This window comes from Scytonema hankhaensis NUACC26, assembly GCF_045865695.1.
Lineage (GTDB): Bacteria > Cyanobacteriota > Cyanobacteriia > Cyanobacteriales > Nostocaceae > Scytonema.
This window is the reverse complement of sequence record NZ_BAACAP010000189.1, coordinates 43,384-61,497: the sequence shown is the minus strand read 5'-3', so window position 1 is coordinate 61,497 and position 18,114 is coordinate 43,384. Positions and strand designations below refer to the sequence as shown.

Below are 18,114 nucleotides of genomic sequence, written 5' to 3'. Positions count from 1 at the left end.
TCTGCTTTGCCACGAAATACTCTGACTCCCGCACCTGTGGACAGACGGGGTGTAATGCTGGTGATAGTATCTTCTTCTGCAAGGCAGCTAATATAGTTAACACGCTCTAGGAAAAATTCAATAAAATCAGCACCCGCCGCACGCCCAAGCCCTAAAAGGGTAGACAAAGGAGCTTCCCAGGTTTCATCGAAGCGCTCTGGAGTGAAGGCGTAATGTAAGCTAGGCAGTTGATTTGAGAGCAGTGGAGTAATTGTAAGCATTATTATTTTCAGCAATCTAGGTTTAAGAAGTGTTTTAGCAGTTCCGACTGAATTGAAAATAGGGCATTGGGAATCGGGTATTGGGCATAGTTAAGAAATAATTTATTACCCATTGCCCATTTTTAATACATCCAGGTGCGTGCAGTTTATAACGGCTACTTACCTATTATGGTCATAAGGCGAGATGATGACAGGTGTGAAATCCGACTTTCTACCTTTTTCTTAAGTATTAAAAAAGTGTTACAGTGTGGATATCTATCGGCGATATTCATCTCCACAGTCACCGATTAACTGATATAGGTCTCTCGATTTGCTAGAAATTATATCTATCTGCTCTAAATCATCGGTATCAAGTGTAAAACTGAATACTCTTGCATTATCTTCTAAATGCTCTGCTATCCCAAGTCTTGCACCTACGATCGCACCTGCAACTATTGGTTTGTCTAAAATACAGCGCACTGCTACATTAGGAATACTAACGCTATGTTTGTCAGCTATGGTCTTGAGAACAGAGAGTAATTCTTGGAATAGCTGCCAACCACCCCAACCATCTATCATATTTTTGTATTTTCTCAAGCTCACAGTACTTAACTCAGATCCTCTTGGTTCTGAAACACCTAAATATTTTTCTGACAAAAACCCACCACAAACTGTACCGTAAGTCAACAGCTGTATGTCATGCTCTTTGCAAAACTGAATCATCTTGACTTCAGGACGGCGATCGACAAGAGAAAACTGTACCTGATTGGAAACTATTTTTATGCCTGCTTCTGTAATAATTTGCAGGCGTTCTGTATCAAAGTTTGTTAAGGCTAAATGTTTGATTTTCCCCTCTGTTTGCAGTTCTGCCATATACTTGAGAGCATCTAAATAGTTTTTATCTCGATACTCCCACCAGTGAAACTGCATTAAATCCAAACATTCTACTCCCATTCTTCTTAGGGAAATATTAATGTTCTCTTCTACCAATTTTTTTGTCATCTTACCGGGACGAGGTACCCACTTTGTAAAAGCTTGAATGTTAGCTAAAGCTTCTTGACCTCGAATTGCAATAAGCTGACGGCGAAACTCACCAATAAAATCTTCAGCAGGACCGTAATGATCGGCTAAGTCCCAAGTGGTAAAGCCTGCATCTACATATTGGAACATGGCTTGAATAGCAGCCGTTGGGTTGATGCGCCCGTGTGCGCCGGAAACCTGCCACATCCCGTTTAAAATACGGCAAATGTTTAAATCTTTGGTGAATTGCAGGCGACTTGATGTAGGTAAGTTCATAGAATTTGGTTAGTGGTTAGTTAGTTAGTAGGTTGGGTTGAGGAACGAAACCCAACAGTCTTTATCACCGCCAGCCTTGTTCGGCTTGCTCTAAAACATAGGTAGAAACCTCCTGTATTTCTTCTGCAGTTAAGCGATCTTTGTATGCTGACATATTATTTTTTCCGTTTGTGACGATCGCTGCGATCGCATCTATAGAATCCATACCATATTTCTTTAGCGCTTTTAACTTTAAGTTTTTTCCCGGTCTCACAATATTGCTGCCATTAACATGACAACCAGCACAGTGAACGTCAAAAATTTTAGCTCCGTTAGCTGTATCTGCTGCTATTGCTTGAGGAAGAAATGACAGATTGAGAATCATGAATGTCATTAAGAGAATAGTACAAGACTTACACATAGCCCCCCTTTTTAAGGGAGGTTGGAGGGATCTACAAAGCGTGAAATCTTTACAATACCGTTGAAGTTGCGTAAGTCCTGTAGCGATCGTCTTCTGATATCTTATTTTCATATCAATACTGCAAAAAGTAGTTTTCTAGCATTGACTCATTTTACTTTTAATCTGTCGTCATACGCCTAACCCGCATGGCAAAAAGCAGGGTTCTGCCAAGGAGTATAAGGCGTGGGAGACCATATTATTAGCAAAACATATATGACCAGAATCGAAGGGGAGAATACACGTTTACGCCATTATCTTGCACGTCTACGTCGAAACCGCCGTGCTACTCCAAGTCAATAGATATGCTGAAAAACTCAGTTCGATTGCTACTACGCTATTTGAAGTATAGAGAAATACAGATATTTCTCTAATTCATCCCGCATTTATGCAACGCCAATTTTTCTTAGTGCAATATATGAGCCTCTCACTAGCAGCTTTCAGCGCTAGTAACATATGAAAGAAACACATTTTACCTAAATTTCTAAAACCCTTGCTATATCTTGCTTTCAAAATGTGGTTCTTAGGAGTTTCCAGATTAAAGCAAGCGAAAAGTGCATAACTTGATTTCAATCACACCTACTAATAGAAAGGACTGATTAGACTTACCACTTGACCTACAAGGTATAGGTTTTAGAATGAACACACTCGTAGAACATTTCCAGAAACGAGAAAACGCGCTCTTAAGCCAACTGAGAGAAGCTAATAGTCTCAATCAAGTCGTCGAGAAAATTCAAGACGAGATTTACACGCTAAAAGACAACAATGGGGAGTATATCAGCAACTTGACCTTTTCACAAGCACGTGTTGCTCGCAAAGGGTTAGCAGAACTAAATCAATTTGTAAGTCTGCTTACAGCAGTCAGAACGCAAGATTCAACCCCAGTTTCTGAGTTCTCTGAACAATCAGCATCCAAAAGCAGTTCCCAAAACGTAATAATTTTTGCTGCTATCAGTGGCGGTGCAGGAGGAATTGCGGGCAGTCTTTTTGGATGTTGGCTGATTAAAAAAGAGCAGCAAAATTTGTTCCAAAACTTATCCACAACCATTGACACTCTTTCTAGGAAAGACTCTCAACTAAAGAGAATAATAGAAAATACCGAGCCGGATATCTTAAAAAACGTTCGGGAACTTTACTCTTATAAACAGCAATTGTCTAAGTATGATGCAACGGGATCGTTAAGCCCTGTTATTGCCGGATTTTTGCTTGGAGGTGTAGTTGCAGTAATACTAGTAGTAATTTTTGGATATTTACTTAAAAGAAAGCAGCGGCAGGAACAACAAACTACTGACTTAAGACGTACTAAAAAAACTCGCTTGGAGGGAGTTGATAACATACTGCCTTTCTTGAAACAAAAGTTTGAAGCAATTGACAGTGAGGTTGCTAGCGAGACTAACAAAACTGAACTTAAACCTCCAACTCCTCAATTAGAAGACCACATAGATTTATTGGAGTTCTTACAAAGCTTTTTGGGAGTTGCTCGCAGAGAAGAAGCTGAGATTCCTGTCTCAACTAATAAGCGAATCGAAGAACTAATAGAATTTCTATACTTCAAAGGAATTGAAGTCGAATTTTATCAACCCGGTGTGAGCGATCGCTCTAAGTTTGAATTTGTGCCAAGCATAAATTCGGAACTTAAAGAACACCTAACTTCTAAACCAGCGCTAGTCAAAGGCAACCAAGTTCTTCTACAAGGTCGCGTTTTTACACCAACATCTTGATAAAAAGTATCAACAATCACAATAATTATTAACTTTTTGTGCAGGAGAAAGCAATGAGCAAAGACAAAATTAACGATGTTGAAACTATTCTGGAACAGCTTAATGATAACCAATTTGAAATCATTGGATTCGATTTAGGTCATGGAAAAACAGCTATAGCAAAAATTAATTATTCAAAAACAGATAGTAATAACACAGAACCAACAAAATTAAAAATTAACAATAAGGATCACATAATGACTGCAATTGCCTATGATAGCATAGGAAATGCTGTTCTTGGCGAACAAGCTTTTGACCTAGCGCTAGAAGATCTTGCCAGAGAATTTGAAATTTGCTTTAAACAAAGACCATCTCAAGAAGGATTCCCACAAAAATTAATAGAAAATTTTGTCAATGCTGTTTACAAAAATTTGCAAAATACATCCCAACTTATATCTGATAGAAAAAAACTATTTTTTGTGGGATGTCCATCAGGCTGGTTTGATGACGAAGCAAAACGTTATAAAGAAATGCTTGAGAACTGTCTAGCTAATGTGGTTGTGATTAAAGAATCACGCGCCGCTTTTATCCATGCTCTTGAAATTAAAACCATTCCGTTAACGATAAATGATATTAAACGGGGTATACTTGTAATTGATATTGGTTCGTCAACTACAGATTTTACATTTATTCAAGGTAAAACTGTTAAAGATTTTGGACATAGTAAATACAATTTAGGTGCATCATTAATAGAACGAGAAATTTTGAAACAGAGTCTGAAACTCCAAGAAAAGAAAGAAGAAATACAAAAGATTATTGAAAATAATGAACAGTTAAGAAAATGCTGTGAGGTTTTATGTCGCGAATCAAAAGAAAAATATTTCTCCTATTCTTCTCCAGAAATTTATAAAGAACGTTACATCTCGTCTCGTAGTGAAGAGCTTCAACCTGGACTCGAATTCAAGCCAAAAGTGAATGGGAGAATCATGGATGAAATTCTCAATACACATTTGAAGGAATTCGAGAATAAGACTTGGAAACAAACTTTTTATGAACAATTAAAGGAGATAAAAAAAGAACTGACAGAAGGCATTAATATCCGTAAAATACTCCTGACAGGTGGTGGAGCCAAGATGCATTTTGTCAACGAAATATGTGCTCAAGTTTTTCCAGATTCATCACAAATCTTAGATAGTGAACATGAGGTTTGTGTAGCTCTAGGATTAGCCCGTTGGGGAAGGTACTGTATTAATCAAATTGAATACAATAAGAAAATTAATTCTTTTCTCGATCGCGAATTAGAAAATCTTATTAAGCGCATAATTAATCACTCTCTGTTTCCTAATTTGGAAAAAAAACTGGTAGAAGCTTTGATTAAAGAACAGCTCATTAAAGATTGTCTGAATGATTGGCGGAGTAACAAAGTAAGTACGCTAGAAAGCCTAGAGTATTATATTCCAGATAAAGTCGGACATTGGCTTAGAGGAGATAAAGCAAAGGAAATTAGCAAAAATGAAATGAAAAATTTACTGACAGATATTAAACTTAGCGTGCAGGATGAAATCAATAAATTATCACGGAACCATTTTCGGGAAGAAACTATATTGAATATGTTGGATGATAGTGTGCCTGGATTAAATTCGGCTGTTCAAAATATTTTAAGACAAATTAATAATCATGAATTTAATTTTATAGACACAGTAAAGCTAGCATCTCAGGTTCCAGGTATTGTTTCTGGAGTTATGGCCGGAACTGTTAGCGCTGCTATTACCTGGTTTATGGTATTAGATCCTACAAATGTTGCTTTTTTTGCTGTTGGAGTTGGACTTGCTGTTAAAACGTTAGTTGACGAGCATAATATTTCTAATTTTAAAGAAATAGGCGAAGAAAAAATTAAAAAAATGAATATACCAGTAATAGTTCGTAAGCGTATTTTAACAGATAGAAAAATTGAAGAAATAATAAATAATATAAATGAGCAAATAAAAAATTCCCAAAGAGACCCATCAGAAAAGCAGTTAGAATTGACTAATGAAATTACTCAATTTTTACAAAAAAATATTGCACAAGAATTTAAAACTCAAGAAGATAAAGACATTTCTTTGCTTATTTAGTTTTACATACTTGTCAAGTATTTCAACAATATTTAGAGCTAAAGGTTAGACAAATGACAGAAGAATCTTATTATAGTCTCCCTTCACTTGAAGATTTGCAAACGATAGATGCTATTATCCAAACGACGAATGTTATATCTTATTCATTGCTCTTCAATTTAGGACGGCAATACTTAAGTGAATCGTTTGAGCAAGCAAAATCCATTAAACCTGTTAAACATATCTTGAGAAAGTCATTTTTTTTGAGAATTAAAGCAGTAGATAGTTCAGTAGCTACCTCTCCACAGGAACAATTAAAAGCCTTGCGAACAACCCTTTCTGCTTGTCACAATCCTGGAGATAATCAGTTGGCTTTTATCATTTCCAGTGATGGAAGGGAGAATAAGGTATATTTTGGGACGCATAGCCAAGATAAAGAATTTTTTGAAGACTTAAAACATTTCTTAAAGGTAAATTTACCAAGTACACAGTTGAACGATTGCAATCCTAAAGATGAGATATTCAAAGCTGATAGCAAGAACTCGCAAGAACACACATTCAAGTATGCTAGCGCACTGACAGGTATTCCCTCCCCTAATCTTGGAATTCATCCTGAACACTCCCACATTGACAACTTACTAACAAGCTTGCACGGCTCACCTTTCATATATATGCTTATCGCTGAGCCGATGGCTGAAGCAGAAGTAAATAGAATCATCGATAATCTACATGAATTGATGGGGCAAATATATTCTTCAGGAGGAAAGGTAATGCTTGATAAAACCTTTACTCAGGACTTATCTGAGAAGCTAGAGCAGATAAAGACTACCAGCAAAGAAAATTCTATTGAAAGAAGTAAAAGCGGCGAACAATCTCGTGAATTAAGCTTAAAATCATCTTTGGAAGCAGAGATAGAAGCAAAATTAGCACCGACTTTCAACCCGGTTGCTTTGGCAGCCAAGTTAAAAGGTAATGTCGAAATACAAAATAGTGTTACTCACAAAAATACAAAAACAGATTCACAAGTAGATACCACAAAAGAGGAAAATAATGTTAATCAAGCAACGGAAAATAAACAAAGCGCGGCGCAGACTTTAAGCCGAGAATTTATCAATGTACGTGTCCAGGAGACAGAAAGACAGATTCAACAATATATTGAACGATTGAAACTGGCTCGTGCTTTAGGGTGTTGGAATGTTAGTGTTTACTTCCTTGCTGAAAACTCAAAGATTGCTCAGCGTGCTGTAAAACAACTACGAGGGCTACTCAGTGGAGAAAAAAGTTTGCTTGAGCCTATTAGGGTTCATGATTTAGAGTCTATATTGGATTTACCTTTTCCTAACGATCTAGATAAAAAAGATTATACTGTTCTCACGGCTCTGAGAAATTTTCAACAGCCCAGTTTAGCGCTAGTTGACCCTAAAAACCCCAAGCATCGTCTAAATCATCCTCTTGGTTCTGCTTTTAATGGTCTAACTACCCCTCTCAATACTGAAGAATTAAGTATGTTGATAAACTTACCCAAAGGAGGGTAGCTGTTGTGGGAGTACTCAAAGATTGGCTGATTCGAGCCGTAGCGGCGGCATTAGATAATGATGTGATGATTGACGGGTATGCTTACTTGCGGATATGCAAGGAGGGCGAGCGCATCATCATACACAGTCCATTGCCAGATAGTGTCACAGTGACTTTACGGTATTACTTCGGGAAACCACAGGAGATACATTATACTTTCACGGAAACAATACTGAATGAGAAAGGGAAAGAGACAGAAATCGAATATCAGTAAACCAAAAAGTTTTTTTCCTAAGAGTGATTTATTGTGCTCTGTAGGTTCTTGGTGTCATACCTGTCAGTTGTCGAAACTGCTTGCTCAAATGGCTGTGGCTGCTGAACCCACATTCTAAAGCAATATCCACAATCGTTCGGTCTGTTTGTTTTAACAACTGCTTCGCTCGTTCTATCCGTTGCTGAAGTAGGTATTGGTAGGGAGCTATACCAACCGATTGCTTAAATACATGGCTGAAATGAAATTGGCTAATGCCTAATAATTGAGCTAAATCTGCAAGCTTAATGTCTTGACTCAGATGTTCGTTAATGTATTCTACAACTCGTAAAAGTTGACGCTCTGGTAAACCACCCTTATAAATTTCAAGGTTAGATTTGGCAGTAGAATATTGTCTGAGCAAATGTACTGCTAAAATGTTGGCTAGAGAATCAATATAAAGCTTTCCGCCGAAATTCTCTTGTTTGAGTTCAGAGAGCAGCATCATACCGAGGGACTCAATTTGGCGATCGCGAGTCCGAAATTCGCTTTGTAATTCAAGCCCACCTGCATTTATGTCAATGGCTTCTGTTGCAACTTTGTGGATAAAGCTAGACGCAATCCGAATCTGTAAGTAGCTATCATCTGCGTGCCAACGAGCAAAAAATGGGGTCTTTGCAGGAGTTATGGAAATGTCACCTTTTGCATATAGCCCTGTATAAATCTTGTCTCCCTGGATTTGTTGCAAGCGAACTGGACGCGAGGCAAGAGACAAACAAATTGTATGTTCGTTGCGGTGAAGACACCTCGCCTCACCTGGAGGTTGTTGGAATTGTTCGACTAAAATATTTTCCCAACCGCGATCTTGGCTAGACAAGATGGGTAAGAGAGTTGTTTCGATCTCATGGGCGAATGGAGTCTTCATGACACAACACTTAATCTATTCCTTTTGATTGTATGCATTTTTTTCCTTGGACAGTAAAGTATTAATTTCTCTCTCCCTTTAAAAATGAGTAAACATACAATAAGAGAGGGAAATAATTGACAGATTGCTCTTCACGGACTAAAGAAGAGCGCTACAATTTTCAAAAGGCACATCAGCAACTAAACTAGGGAATGAAAAATCGTCTAGAGCTATTCCGAAAGCAAATTGCCGCTTTTGATGGAGCAGCCGATCCAACTGGTGCGATTCGCAAGGGCTATATCATCGAAGAGCCATATCAATCTTCTACAAACACGCTCTTTAAAAGAATTTCCTTGAGACCTCAGTCCAAAAACTTACTCATTGGTGGCATCGGATTGGGAAAAACAACTCAAATTCTAAAACTTTTTCAGATCTTTCAAGAAAATCCTGATATCGGCATTTTTCCTCTTTATATTGATGTCAGTGAATATACAAGACCTAATGATATTCAAGTTGGAACCTTGGATACAATTATTGGTTTAGAGCTTATAAACCTTTTTGAGAACGCTAGCGAGAACTATGGGTTAAAAGTTGACGAAAGCAGAAAAAAAATTATTCAAGAATTTGCGTATGGTTCTACTGTTACACAAAGCGAAAGAAGCTTGTTTGAGCAGTTGAAAAATTCAGAAGCTTTGTCAATTTTAAAAACGCCAAGTTCTAAAGGTGTTTTATCTTCTTACACTAGGTTAACTAATTTATCAACTCGCTTAGTTCAGGTTTTATCTAGTCTGCTTAAAGATTTTCAAACTAAATTTAAACAAACGTCTTATTTCCTTTTTGATGGTTTAGATCGAGTTGATGAAGTAGAAAAAGTTACTCAAGCAGCTTCACTGGATTTGCTAAACTCTGGGATTGGATTTTTGATTGCTGGTGCAGCAAGTCTTCTCTACAGTCGTTTCATTAATAGTATTGATAACATCTTCAACCATATTGAATATCGCTCTGCTTTTGATGTTGAAAGATACGAAGAAGCATACTTATTTTTTAGAACGGTTTTACTTGCACGAGCGGATAAAAATTTTTTTCAAACAGATGCTTTGAACGATCTGATTATTTTGTCAGGTGGCGTTTTGAGAGACTTGATTAATCTAACTCAGGAATCTATTCAAGAAGCGTATTTAAATGATACTGAGATAGTCGAGCGAGAGCACGTTGAGAAAGCAATGCTTTCGATGGGAAGAGTAAAGATTTTATGTTTAAATAAAGAGCAAGACACTACTTTGAAAAAGCTAACTGAGAGTACGTTAGTCACTCCAACTTCCCCTGAAGAAATCTATCTTTTATCTAGCGGTCGAATTTTAGAATATGGATTTCCAGAGCGTCGTTTTGACTTACATCCAGTTATAAGACAGTTTGTAGTTTAGTTGAAAGGAGTAGAAAGCTAACAATCAATCTGATGGTTTACGCTTTCATTCACATCCTGGCTCTGATGACCTTATAATGCACAGCCCACCAATGTTTCCGTTAGAGATTCTTCACTTGTTTATCTATGGATTTGAGATCCCTCAAAAAATGCAACATTCAAATGCGTTTTAATACCCTTCTTCTTCAACGAATGTTCCGCCAATGCGACAGAGAGTAGTGTGAAATTTAGTCCAAGCAAAGCTTTCCCAAGCCAAAATCTAAAATCCAAAATCCAAAATCCAAAATGGTATGACTCGCAAAAATTTATTCTTAATAGTCGCTGCACTTGTGCTAATTATCTCATCTTGGTGGGGCGTGGTAGCAGCGCGAACCGGATTGTTGGTACGTCACTTTGAGGTTGAGGGCGTACCCATGCTATACGTTGCGCCAAGCAATGCTAACAAGATACCGGGTGTCCTGATAGCACATGGTTACGCTGGATCGAAACAATTAATGTTAGGTTATGCTCATGTTTTAGCACGCGCAGGTTATGCGGCTATATTATGGGATTTTAATAGTCATGGAGCTAATGGCAACCTATTAGAACGTGGTTCTCTTCAGCAAAACCTCAAGACTGCCTATGCCACTCTTATAGAACAACCAGAGGTAGATGCATCACGCTTAGCCTTGCTCGGTCATTCTATGGGAAGTGGTGCAGTCATGTCAGCTGGTATTCTGGATATCAATCGCTTTGCTGCAACGATCGCTGTTTCACCTACAGGCGCAAATGTAACACCCTCTGCTCCACGTAATTTACAACTGCAAGCCGGAAGTTGGGAAGGTCGTTTTGTTGCTAATGCACGACGGTTGCTGAAAGCAGCAGGAGGAGACAATCAAAATTTAACGGATGGAAAGGGGCGTTCTCTAGTTATTATTCCTAATGCCGAACACATTACGATATTGTTTCGCAATCCTAGTCACCAAGCTGCTAAAAACTGGCTGAATTCTACTTTTGGAGTACAACGCAGCAGTGACTATGTTGACCGCCGTATTATTTGGTATGGCTTGCACTTGCTAGGATGGCTGGTGTTACTTGGTGCTGTTGTTCCTCTTCTGTTTGGAGTTAGTCAAAAGAAATTGGGGTTCGAGTATTTACCTTCCAACATCTCTAAGGTAAATCAGTTGAGAAGTTGGGGAGGTTTACTCATAGCACCGTTTGTAGCTAGTGGCGTATTGACGTTACTCAGTCGCAATGGTGATATTGGCGGTAATGGTGGTTTGCTAGTGGGCGGTGCGGTCAGTATTTGGTTTGGTGTTGCTGGCTTAATGTGGCTACTTGTTATATTTCGCCTACCCCGTCCTACTCTGCAATCTGTAGGAATAGGAGTCGCATTATTTGCAGTGCTGTGGATTGCGTTTGGTGCAATGGCACAGTTAGTCTGGTTACAGTGGTGGTTAATTCCTGCACGTTTAAAGTTATTTCCGGTACTATCACTTGTTTGCCTTCCTTGGTTTTTAGCGTCAGGGGTAGCACAACAAAGCATTGGGATGGGAAAGCGAGTTTTGTGGTGGTTGGGGCAGAGTGTGGTTTTGGTAGGAGGTTTTATTTTGGTGCTTTACTTGTTGCCTGAACTAGGATTTATTGCTCTTCTACTTCCACTGTTTCCCCTAGTGATGGCGATTTTCTCTTTTACCGCCAGTATATTTAAAGAAAGTTGGAGTTATGCCATTGGATGTGCGTTTTTGTTTGGTTGGATGCTAGCCGCCGCTTTTCCTTTGGCTAGTTAGTTTTTCTATCTAAAGGATGTACCTGCTTGAAAAATACTACGTCACAATATCAATGTAAGATTGCGATCTTATACATTTTGGTGTTGTATATACAAATATATATAAAAATGATATTTTCTCATGTCTTGATAGGCAACTACTTGGAGATTATACAACACCTACATCGAGCCACATGAATGATTAAATACTTAGTAGGTAAAAAAAATGTCTAATAATATCAAAGAGCGAATTCAATCCGATCTGCAACAAGCAAAACAAACCGGACAGCTAAGAAGCGATCGCATTCGAGAAATTGTTAGAGCGGCAGTTTCTCAGGTAGCTTCTGAGTTTAAAGAAGGTTCAGTAGAACTACGGTCTCTTGTTAAAGATGCTGTTTCTACAGTCATAGAAAACTTGCAAGACAAAGGTAGCGAAATCAAGGAAGAAGTGACAGCATCTATTGAAGGAGCGATAGAAGCAGTCAATAGTAAAAGACACGAAGCGATCGCAAAAACTCAAGCAGAAGTTCAGCAGTTACAGGCTAAATTGGACGAACAAGAAGATAAAATTCAACAAGAAGTAGAAGGGATACTAGCAGAAATTAAAGAAACAAGTAACGAAAAATCTTCTTCAACTAAAACTGCGGTAGACTCTGCTATTCACGCTATCCAAGACAGTGAGGAAGTTGCTTTGCTTAAAAAACGCTATGCTCAATTGCAAGGACAGCTAGCCATTGCAAGAGCTAATATAACTGCACGGTATGGTGGACGTTCCCAAGAAGTTCAAAGGTATCTAGACGAGGCTAAGAACTGGTTTAACAAAGCTCGTCCCCAAGCAGAAGTCGTAGTTACACAGGTACAAGAAAAGCATTCTCAAATTGACGAAAAACTTGGAGAAGCAGGTACTGCATTGGCAAAAAAAGAGCGACAAATCAGACAAATTTTGAGAGATTTATTATTCTCTGCAGCCGATAGATTTAAAGACAAAGACTCGGTAAAAGACAAGGAAACAGTCAATAAATAAGACATCCAATAATATCTCTTAATTGACATAACTCTTGTAGGGTAGGCGTCTTCGCCTGCCCTTTATATTTAATTTGTGATTGAACTACCTTGTTCGTACTTCCAAGAGGCTGGATACAGTAGCTCAAACGCTCATTTACATCACTGCATAATCACTCATTTCTCGCATATAAGGAGGATAAAAACCTAACACAATATCTTGCTTTGGTACACCTAACTCTACTAAATCAGCCGCAATATTATGCTCTGTTGAGTTCTTGAAAATCCATATTTTTTCATTCCGGATATCTAGATGTATTGTACAATGATGTACCCATCGCTGATGATGCCAACCAAGATGGACAATTTGATAGTGGTTGCGCTGCGTATCGAAAATAGTTTCAACTTCAAATTCACCATATGCAGGTTTAACTTCGGCGTAACTTCTCAATAGTTCTTGTACTATTTGCTGATAATGTATTAGTTTCTCCATTGGACAATCTCCTGATGCTCAATATTGTAAACAATGAGTTTTATTGTATTTTCTTGTAACATCATCAGTAAGTTTGCGACCCTAAGCTACCACATTACTCTTACAATGCCCCATTAATTTCAATTTTAGCAATATTCAAAGGTGGTGATGGCAGATCGGGCTCTTGTCACCTGGGAGTATCGTCGAGTGTTAATTCACTCACTTTTTTTATTTAATTTCATTAGAGGATGTTTTAAAAGTCATGATTGATGTATTAAATATTTCTTACCCCACCTTAGCCCTCCCCTTGTAAAAGGGAGGGAACTCAATTTCTCTTATTTCCCCCCAATACATCGGGGGGACTAAGGGGGGTAATAATGTGATGAAAATGACAGCCAACCACTTTTCAAACATCCTCTTAAATGTTGGGTTTCGTTCCTCAACCCAACCTACCTAATCTCTTAATTTTCATAAAAAGCTTGATATGGGCAGATAAGACTATATAAACCTAATAAAGGAGAACAGTTAAGTAAAATTTTTTACTATTAATGATACAGTATATTTGGTGAAAATGATAACTACCCTATCTTTGGAAAATCAGTTAAACTCTAGCTGTTCGGGTGCTTGTATCTTGGAATCATTATACCTAGAACAAGCACAGCAGGTGCGAGGAAAATTTGTTGTGGATGAACAACTGCAAAATCTCATTCATGAGGTTTGTCGTCATGCGGATTTAACTGCGGAACGGCAAAAAGCTCTCAATCGGCTACTCGTACAACTACAGCAACTCCCTGGTATTTATAAGTCTGCTCACCAAGACTATCCTCAAGCTTTAAATGATACTTGGCAGTGGGTTTGCCGCAGTATCTGTGATTTTCAGCCACGTCATAAATCCGTGCAACAAAGCTTGGTCAGTTGGATTAATGGCTACCTTAAGTGGAGAATTGTGGATTTGTACGCTAAGGAGAATCTAAATGTTACTAGTTTAGATAGACCAATACGGAATGATGAAGGAGACCAAACGACTCTCCTCGATTTCCTGCCCGATACCCAGTTTACAAGCCTTTCTTTAGATTTATTAGATATTAAAATTCTTCAGGTGCAAGAAGGGGAACGCCAGCATCTCGGCGAAAAAATTAAGGCACATATTATACAAGATACTCAAGGAACACTCTGTGCGTGTCATCCGCGAAAACATCCAGAATGTCATTGTCAGTTACTAGCAAAGCGTTTGCTATTGCAAGAACCTCCTGAAAAAATTTCTGACATTGCCAGAGAGTTTGATATGAACAACCAAACCCTTTATTCACATTGGAAGCAAAAATGCCTTCCTTTATTAGCAGATATTGGACGAAATTGCGGATATAAACTATGACTAGCATAGAATTAAAACCGATCGCTGTTCCTCTCGGTAAAGATGCCCATCATTGGGCTGAAATGTTTGCCAGAGAACAAGCTACACCTCAAAAGGGTAAGCAAGTTTATCTCAATACTTTAGCTGTTTGTGCCGTTCACAGTTATTTAAAATGGCTGATGGTTGAAACCGACCTCACAATTGGTGACAGTTGGGAACCAGGTTTGCGGGCGATTTTTAATATAGCGGATTTGGTTGTCCCCAACGTGGGGAAATTGGAGTGTCGTCCGGTACTACCTGGTGAGGTTGCTTTTGAGTTACCAATGGAAGTCTCTCAAGATAGAATTGGTTATGTGGCAGTTCAATTTAATCATCACTTGGATTCCGTAGAATTACTAGGGTTTGCTCGTGCCATAACTGCTGATACATATGTTGAAGTCGTGAGACTAGAGCAATTACAGCCTTTAGAGGCTCTCATGGATACTATATACAGTGTCCGTAGCGATAAGCTAGCTACAGCTTGCGCCAAGGGCGATCGCGTTGCTAGTTCTGTGAATCAGTCAGAACAATTTTTAGTCAACTTACGTCAATGGCTTGAGGGAATTTTCGAGCGAGATTGGCAGCCAACGGAATTGGCACTTGCTAGTGGCTTTAGGCACATAACCACTCTAACAAACTCTGTGAGTCGGGTAAAGGAAATTTATCTAGACCATCACCCGTTACTACTTGTCGTACAAGTTACACCTACAGATATTAACTCAGTGGATATTCGCTTGCGTCTTTATCCAGGTAAAAATGGAATTTATTTGCCGGAAAATTTACAGCTTGTTTTGTTTGATGAAGTAGGAAGTGCTTGTATGGAAGCACAATCCAAAAAAACTGACAGTTGGATGGAATTGGAGTTTAGTTGCCAACAAAACGAAATGTTTAGTGTCAAAGTGGTGTTAGAGGGGACAAGTTTGACTGAAAAGTTTATTGTCTGAGCATCAAATAACAGGATACCTGTATGGGCATTGTCAAGATTAAAATCAGGCGAACATCAGAAGAGGGATTTCTAGTTATTCTGACGGCAACAAATAGAGAATATGAAACGGAGGGTTTTCTTTTACCACTTCCACCAGAATTAGAATCTTCTTTTACTCAATGGCAATCTGCTTATCGTCAAATTGAAGATGTACGATCTTGCATTGCTCCCTCACCGGGTTTACGTTTAACACCAAAGAGTGTGACGGTTCATTCCAATTTGGAACACACCCAAGCACTGAAAACTAACTTGAATGAGTGGTTGAATTCAGGAGATAGTAAATGGCAGCCGATTCGGGATGGATTGATTGCCATTGCACAACAATTGCATTCCTCAGGTGAAGAAATTCGGGTGATTCTGGATGCCAAAGATATTAACTTGCGGCGTCTTCCTTGGCAAGAGTGGAGTTTATTTGAACAACACTATCCTCAAGTGGAAATTGCCTTAAGTGCGCCCAAAACAACAGATCGCAAAAGCGTTGCACGTCCCTACAGTTCAAAAGTCAGAATTTTAGTAGCTGTGGGAAGAAGTGATGGGATTAATACTACTGATGATATAGAAGTTGTTCGGCGGTTGGAGGAACTTGGGGCTGAAGTTGTCTGTTTGATGCAACCGAATCTCAAAAATTTGTGTGAAGCTCTTTGGGACGAACAGGGCTATCACATCTTCATTTTTACCGGACATAGTGGGAGTCGAAAGGATGGGCAAATTGGTTGGATAGAAGTTAACGACAAGGAAAGTTTAAGTATAGAGGAATTTAAGGAAGCATTAAAAGAAGCGATCGCCAAAGGATTGCAACTGGCAATTTTCAACTCTTGTGATGGTTTGGGTTTAGCCAACCAACTGGCTGAGTTACATTTACCGCAAAGCGTAGTGATGCGGGAACCCGTTCCCGATCCCGTGGCTGTGGAGTTTTTAAAACACTTTTTCCATGAATTTACTGGCGATAAATCTTTATTTACTTCGGTATTGAAAGCTCGCAAACGGTTAGAACATTTTAAATCGCGTTATCCCGGTGCTGTTTGGTTACCTACAATTTGTATTGCGTCTAATGTAGAACCTCTAACTTGGCAAGGATTATGTGGAAACGCTCTTAAACCTGTCGTTTCAAAACCGATAACTGCTAAATTCGAGCCTTCACTTCCAATTCTTGAAGGTCAAAAAGCAGCTTTATTGGCAGGAATGATGGGATTGTGCCTTGGATTTGCGATCGCAATCCCTGCTACTATTGTTCTCAACCAGCGCTCGGAATCCGCACAACAGCCCAAACAAACTAGCATTAAATCCATCACTGTTCCATCTGGAACTTGGCTGTATGGTGGAAGTACAACTTGGGCACCCATTCGGGGTTTGGTAGATAAGAAAATTAAACAAGAATTGCCTGAATTTAACTTGACTTACACTCAGCATCCTAGTTTACCACCCGGTTCGGGAACTGGTATCAAGATGTTATTAGATGGTCAAATTTCCTTTTCTCAGTCTTCTAGACCGATTCTAGATAAAGAATACGAACTAGCGGCGGCGAGGGGCGTGAAACTCAAACAGGTTCCTGTGGGAATTGATGCGATCGCAATTGCAGTGCATCCCAGTTTAAAGATTGAAGGTTTAACTGTAGAACAAATCAGAGGTATTTATACAGGTAAGATAACCAACTGGAGTCAGATAGATGGACCCAATGTAAAAATAACACCCTTATCTCGCCCATTAAATAGTGGAACGAGTGAATTTTTCAAAGAAAATATTTTAGAGAATCAAGTTTTTGGTTCAAATATCGTCTTTATTCCTACAACCACTCAAGCACTCAATAAAGTAGGCAATTTTCCAGAAGAAGGCGCTATTTATTATGCTTCAGCTTCTGAAATTATCAAGCAGTGTACTGTGAAGACTTTACCCGTCAGTCGTCACAGAGGAAGTGCTTTGATTTCTCCAGAAATAGGAAATTCTCAGTCGGGAGGTAAGTGTCAGAGACAACACAATAAGCTCAATCTTGAGGTTTTGCAGAATGGAGAATATCCATTGACCCGCCGCCTATTTGTCATTATTAAACAAAACGGTCAAGTGGACGAACAAGCAGGAGAAGCTTATGCTAGTTTATTGTTAACAAGAGAAGGGCAGAAGTTAACCGAGAAAGCTGAGTTTATTCCCATGCGATAATCTATATAACAATTCTAAATTCTTTATAAAAACTTTAAGTACCGTAGGTGGGCATTGCCCACCAACTTAAGCTTATGGCGATCGTTCTCAATTATTGATGAAAAACTTTAATTACTGTAGGGTGGGCATTGCCCACCAACTTAAGCTTATAGTGGACATTGCCCACCCTACTACATATAGTTCAAAAATCAAATAAAATTACTATATGTAGGTTTAAATTTTTTGTAAAATGACAGCAACAATTGCTATATCCATCAGCCAGATAGAGCTAGCGCCTGGTAGCGCTATCAAAATTGATGGAGTGAATTGGGAGAACTACATTACACTTTTGAAGGAACTTGGAGACAATCGCCCGACACGTATTGCTTATAATAATGGAGTCTTAGAAATTAGAATGCCCGGTCAATTGCACGAAGCAGCTAATCGAGTGCTTGCTGCGATCGCGAAGCGCAAGCCGTACCCGGCTTATCGCTCTTACATTAGCAGAAGAATTCGGTTTTGATTT

Annotated in this window: 15 protein-coding genes and 2 pseudogenes; 12 read left to right on the top strand and 5 right to left on the bottom strand. The window is 38.8% G+C overall.

Annotated features, from left to right (window positions below; translation table 11 throughout):
• The 3 genes and pseudogenes from ACKTT2_RS19570 to petJ form a co-directional block, all read right to left on the bottom strand.
• Window positions 1-260: pseudogene (locus ACKTT2_RS19570) on the bottom strand (hypothetical protein); the annotation flags it as partial.
• Window positions 261-515: 255 nt separating this feature from the next.
• Window positions 516-1,535: an aldo/keto reductase gene (locus tag ACKTT2_RS19565; RefSeq protein WP_407889954.1), complete on the bottom strand. Its 1,020-nt coding sequence runs from the start codon at window positions 1,533-1,535 to the stop codon at window positions 516-518.
• Between the two features lie 64 nt (window positions 1,536-1,599).
• Window positions 1,600-1,935: a cytochrome c6 PetJ gene (gene petJ / locus ACKTT2_RS19560; protein ID WP_407889952.1), complete on the bottom strand. Its 336-nt coding sequence runs from the start codon at window positions 1,933-1,935 to the stop codon at window positions 1,600-1,602.
• Between the two features lie 225 nt (window positions 1,936-2,160).
• Between petJ and ACKTT2_RS19555 the strand changes: the two are divergent.
• The 5 genes and pseudogenes from ACKTT2_RS19555 to ACKTT2_RS19535 form a co-directional block, all read left to right on the top strand.
• Window positions 2,161-2,345: pseudogene (locus ACKTT2_RS19555) on the top strand (IS1 family transposase); the annotation flags it as partial.
• Between the two features lie 264 nt (window positions 2,346-2,609).
• On the top strand, window positions 2,610-3,692 hold the full coding sequence (locus ACKTT2_RS19550) for a hypothetical protein (protein ID WP_407889950.1): 1,083 nt from the start codon (window positions 2,610-2,612) through the stop codon (window positions 3,690-3,692).
• 53 nt (window positions 3,693-3,745) lie between these two features.
• Window positions 3,746-5,785: an Hsp70 family protein gene (locus ACKTT2_RS19545; RefSeq protein ID WP_407889948.1), complete on the top strand. Its 2,040-nt coding sequence runs from the start codon at window positions 3,746-3,748 to the stop codon at window positions 5,783-5,785.
• A gap of 53 nt (window positions 5,786-5,838) precedes the next feature.
• Window positions 5,839-7,299: a hypothetical protein gene (locus ACKTT2_RS19540; protein WP_407889946.1), complete on the top strand. Its 1,461-nt coding sequence runs from the start codon at window positions 5,839-5,841 to the stop codon at window positions 7,297-7,299.
• A 5-nt stretch (window positions 7,300-7,304) separates the two neighbouring features.
• Window positions 7,305-7,553: a hypothetical protein gene (locus ACKTT2_RS19535; RefSeq protein WP_407889944.1), complete on the top strand. Its 249-nt coding sequence runs from the start codon at window positions 7,305-7,307 to the stop codon at window positions 7,551-7,553.
• Window positions 7,554-7,581: 28 nt separating this feature from the next.
• Here ACKTT2_RS19535 and ACKTT2_RS19530 read toward each other — a convergent pair whose 3' ends face one another.
• Complete coding sequence (locus ACKTT2_RS19530) at window positions 7,582-8,454, bottom strand: helix-turn-helix domain-containing protein (RefSeq protein WP_407889942.1); 873 nt, start codon at window positions 8,452-8,454, stop codon at window positions 7,582-7,584.
• A gap of 191 nt (window positions 8,455-8,645) precedes the next feature.
• Here ACKTT2_RS19530 and ACKTT2_RS19525 point away from each other — a divergent pair, with 191 nt between their 5' ends.
• The 3 genes from ACKTT2_RS19525 to ACKTT2_RS19515 all read left to right on the top strand — a co-directional run bounded on the left by ACKTT2_RS19525 (window position 8,646) and on the right by ACKTT2_RS19515 (window position 12,627).
• Entirely contained in the window at window positions 8,646-9,857 is a 1,212-nt protein-coding gene (locus tag ACKTT2_RS19525) for a hypothetical protein (protein WP_407889940.1), read from the top strand.
• A 289-nt stretch (window positions 9,858-10,146) separates the two neighbouring features.
• Window positions 10,147-11,625, top strand: a complete 1,479-nt coding sequence (locus ACKTT2_RS19520) for a serine aminopeptidase domain-containing protein (protein ID WP_407889938.1) — start codon at window positions 10,147-10,149, stop codon at window positions 11,623-11,625.
• A 204-nt stretch (window positions 11,626-11,829) separates the two neighbouring features.
• Entirely contained in the window at window positions 11,830-12,627 is a 798-nt protein-coding gene (locus ACKTT2_RS19515; RefSeq protein WP_407889936.1) for a GumC domain-containing protein, read from the top strand.
• A 135-nt stretch (window positions 12,628-12,762) separates the two neighbouring features.
• On the opposite strand, the gene ACKTT2_RS19510 is transcribed toward ACKTT2_RS19515, so the two are convergent.
• Window positions 12,763-13,098 (bottom strand): XisI protein, encoded by a 336-nt coding sequence (locus ACKTT2_RS19510; protein WP_407889934.1) that lies wholly within the window; start codon window positions 13,096-13,098, stop codon window positions 12,763-12,765.
• A gap of 550 nt (window positions 13,099-13,648) precedes the next feature.
• On the opposite strand from ACKTT2_RS19510, the gene ACKTT2_RS19505 reads away from it, so the two are divergent.
• The 4 genes from ACKTT2_RS19505 to ACKTT2_RS19490 all read left to right on the top strand — a co-directional run bounded on the left by ACKTT2_RS19505 (window position 13,649) and on the right by ACKTT2_RS19490 (window position 18,111).
• Window positions 13,649-14,452, top strand: coding sequence for a hypothetical protein (locus ACKTT2_RS19505; protein WP_407889932.1), 804 nt, complete (start codon window positions 13,649-13,651; stop codon window positions 14,450-14,452).
• Window positions 14,449-15,414 carry a DUF1822 family protein gene (locus ACKTT2_RS19500; protein WP_407889930.1) on the top strand — a complete coding sequence of 322 codons (966 nt, stop codon included), beginning with the start codon at window positions 14,449-14,451 and terminating at the stop codon, window positions 15,412-15,414. Before ACKTT2_RS19505 ends, ACKTT2_RS19500 begins: the two co-directional genes overlap by 4 nt.
• 23 nt (window positions 15,415-15,437) lie before the next feature.
• Window positions 15,438-17,609, top strand: a complete 2,172-nt coding sequence (locus tag ACKTT2_RS19495) for a substrate-binding domain-containing protein (RefSeq protein ID WP_407889928.1) — start codon at window positions 15,438-15,440, stop codon at window positions 17,607-17,609.
• Window positions 17,610-17,838: 229 nt separating this feature from the next.
• The gene (locus ACKTT2_RS19490; protein WP_407889926.1) at window positions 17,839-18,111 is read left to right on the top strand and encodes a hypothetical protein; all 273 of its coding nucleotides are present in this window, start codon (window positions 17,839-17,841) and stop codon (window positions 18,109-18,111) included.
• Window positions 18,112-18,114 lie beyond the last annotated feature (3 nt).

Coding starts and splice junctions, on each gene's coding strand:
- ACKTT2_RS19565 (WP_407889954.1), bottom strand. CDS start 1,535: ATGAACTTACCTACATCAAGTCGCCTGCAATTCACCAAAGATTTAAAC.
- ACKTT2_RS19540 (WP_407889946.1), top strand. CDS start 5,839: ATGACAGAAGAATCTTATTATAGTCTCCCTTCACTTGAAGATTTGCAA.
- ACKTT2_RS19495 (WP_407889928.1), top strand. CDS start 15,438: ATGGGCATTGTCAAGATTAAAATCAGGCGAACATCAGAAGAGGGATTT.
- ACKTT2_RS19515 (WP_407889936.1), top strand. CDS start 11,830: ATGTCTAATAATATCAAAGAGCGAATTCAATCCGATCTGCAACAAGCA.
- ACKTT2_RS19530 (WP_407889942.1), bottom strand. CDS start 8,454: ATGAAGACTCCATTCGCCCATGAGATCGAAACAACTCTCTTACCCATC.
- petJ (WP_407889952.1), bottom strand. CDS start 1,935: ATGTGTAAGTCTTGTACTATTCTCTTAATGACATTCATGATTCTCAAT.
- ACKTT2_RS19500 (WP_407889930.1), top strand. CDS start 14,449: ATGACTAGCATAGAATTAAAACCGATCGCTGTTCCTCTCGGTAAAGAT.
- ACKTT2_RS19525 (WP_407889940.1), top strand. CDS start 8,646: ATGAAAAATCGTCTAGAGCTATTCCGAAAGCAAATTGCCGCTTTTGAT.
- ACKTT2_RS19550 (WP_407889950.1), top strand. CDS start 2,610: ATGAACACACTCGTAGAACATTTCCAGAAACGAGAAAACGCGCTCTTA.
- ACKTT2_RS19490 (WP_407889926.1), top strand. CDS start 17,839: ATGACAGCAACAATTGCTATATCCATCAGCCAGATAGAGCTAGCGCCT.
- ACKTT2_RS19545 (WP_407889948.1), top strand. CDS start 3,746: ATGAGCAAAGACAAAATTAACGATGTTGAAACTATTCTGGAACAGCTT.
- ACKTT2_RS19510 (WP_407889934.1), bottom strand. CDS start 13,098: ATGGAGAAACTAATACATTATCAGCAAATAGTACAAGAACTATTGAGA.
- ACKTT2_RS19520 (WP_407889938.1), top strand. CDS start 10,147: ATGACTCGCAAAAATTTATTCTTAATAGTCGCTGCACTTGTGCTAATT.
- ACKTT2_RS19505 (WP_407889932.1), top strand. CDS start 13,649: ATGATAACTACCCTATCTTTGGAAAATCAGTTAAACTCTAGCTGTTCG.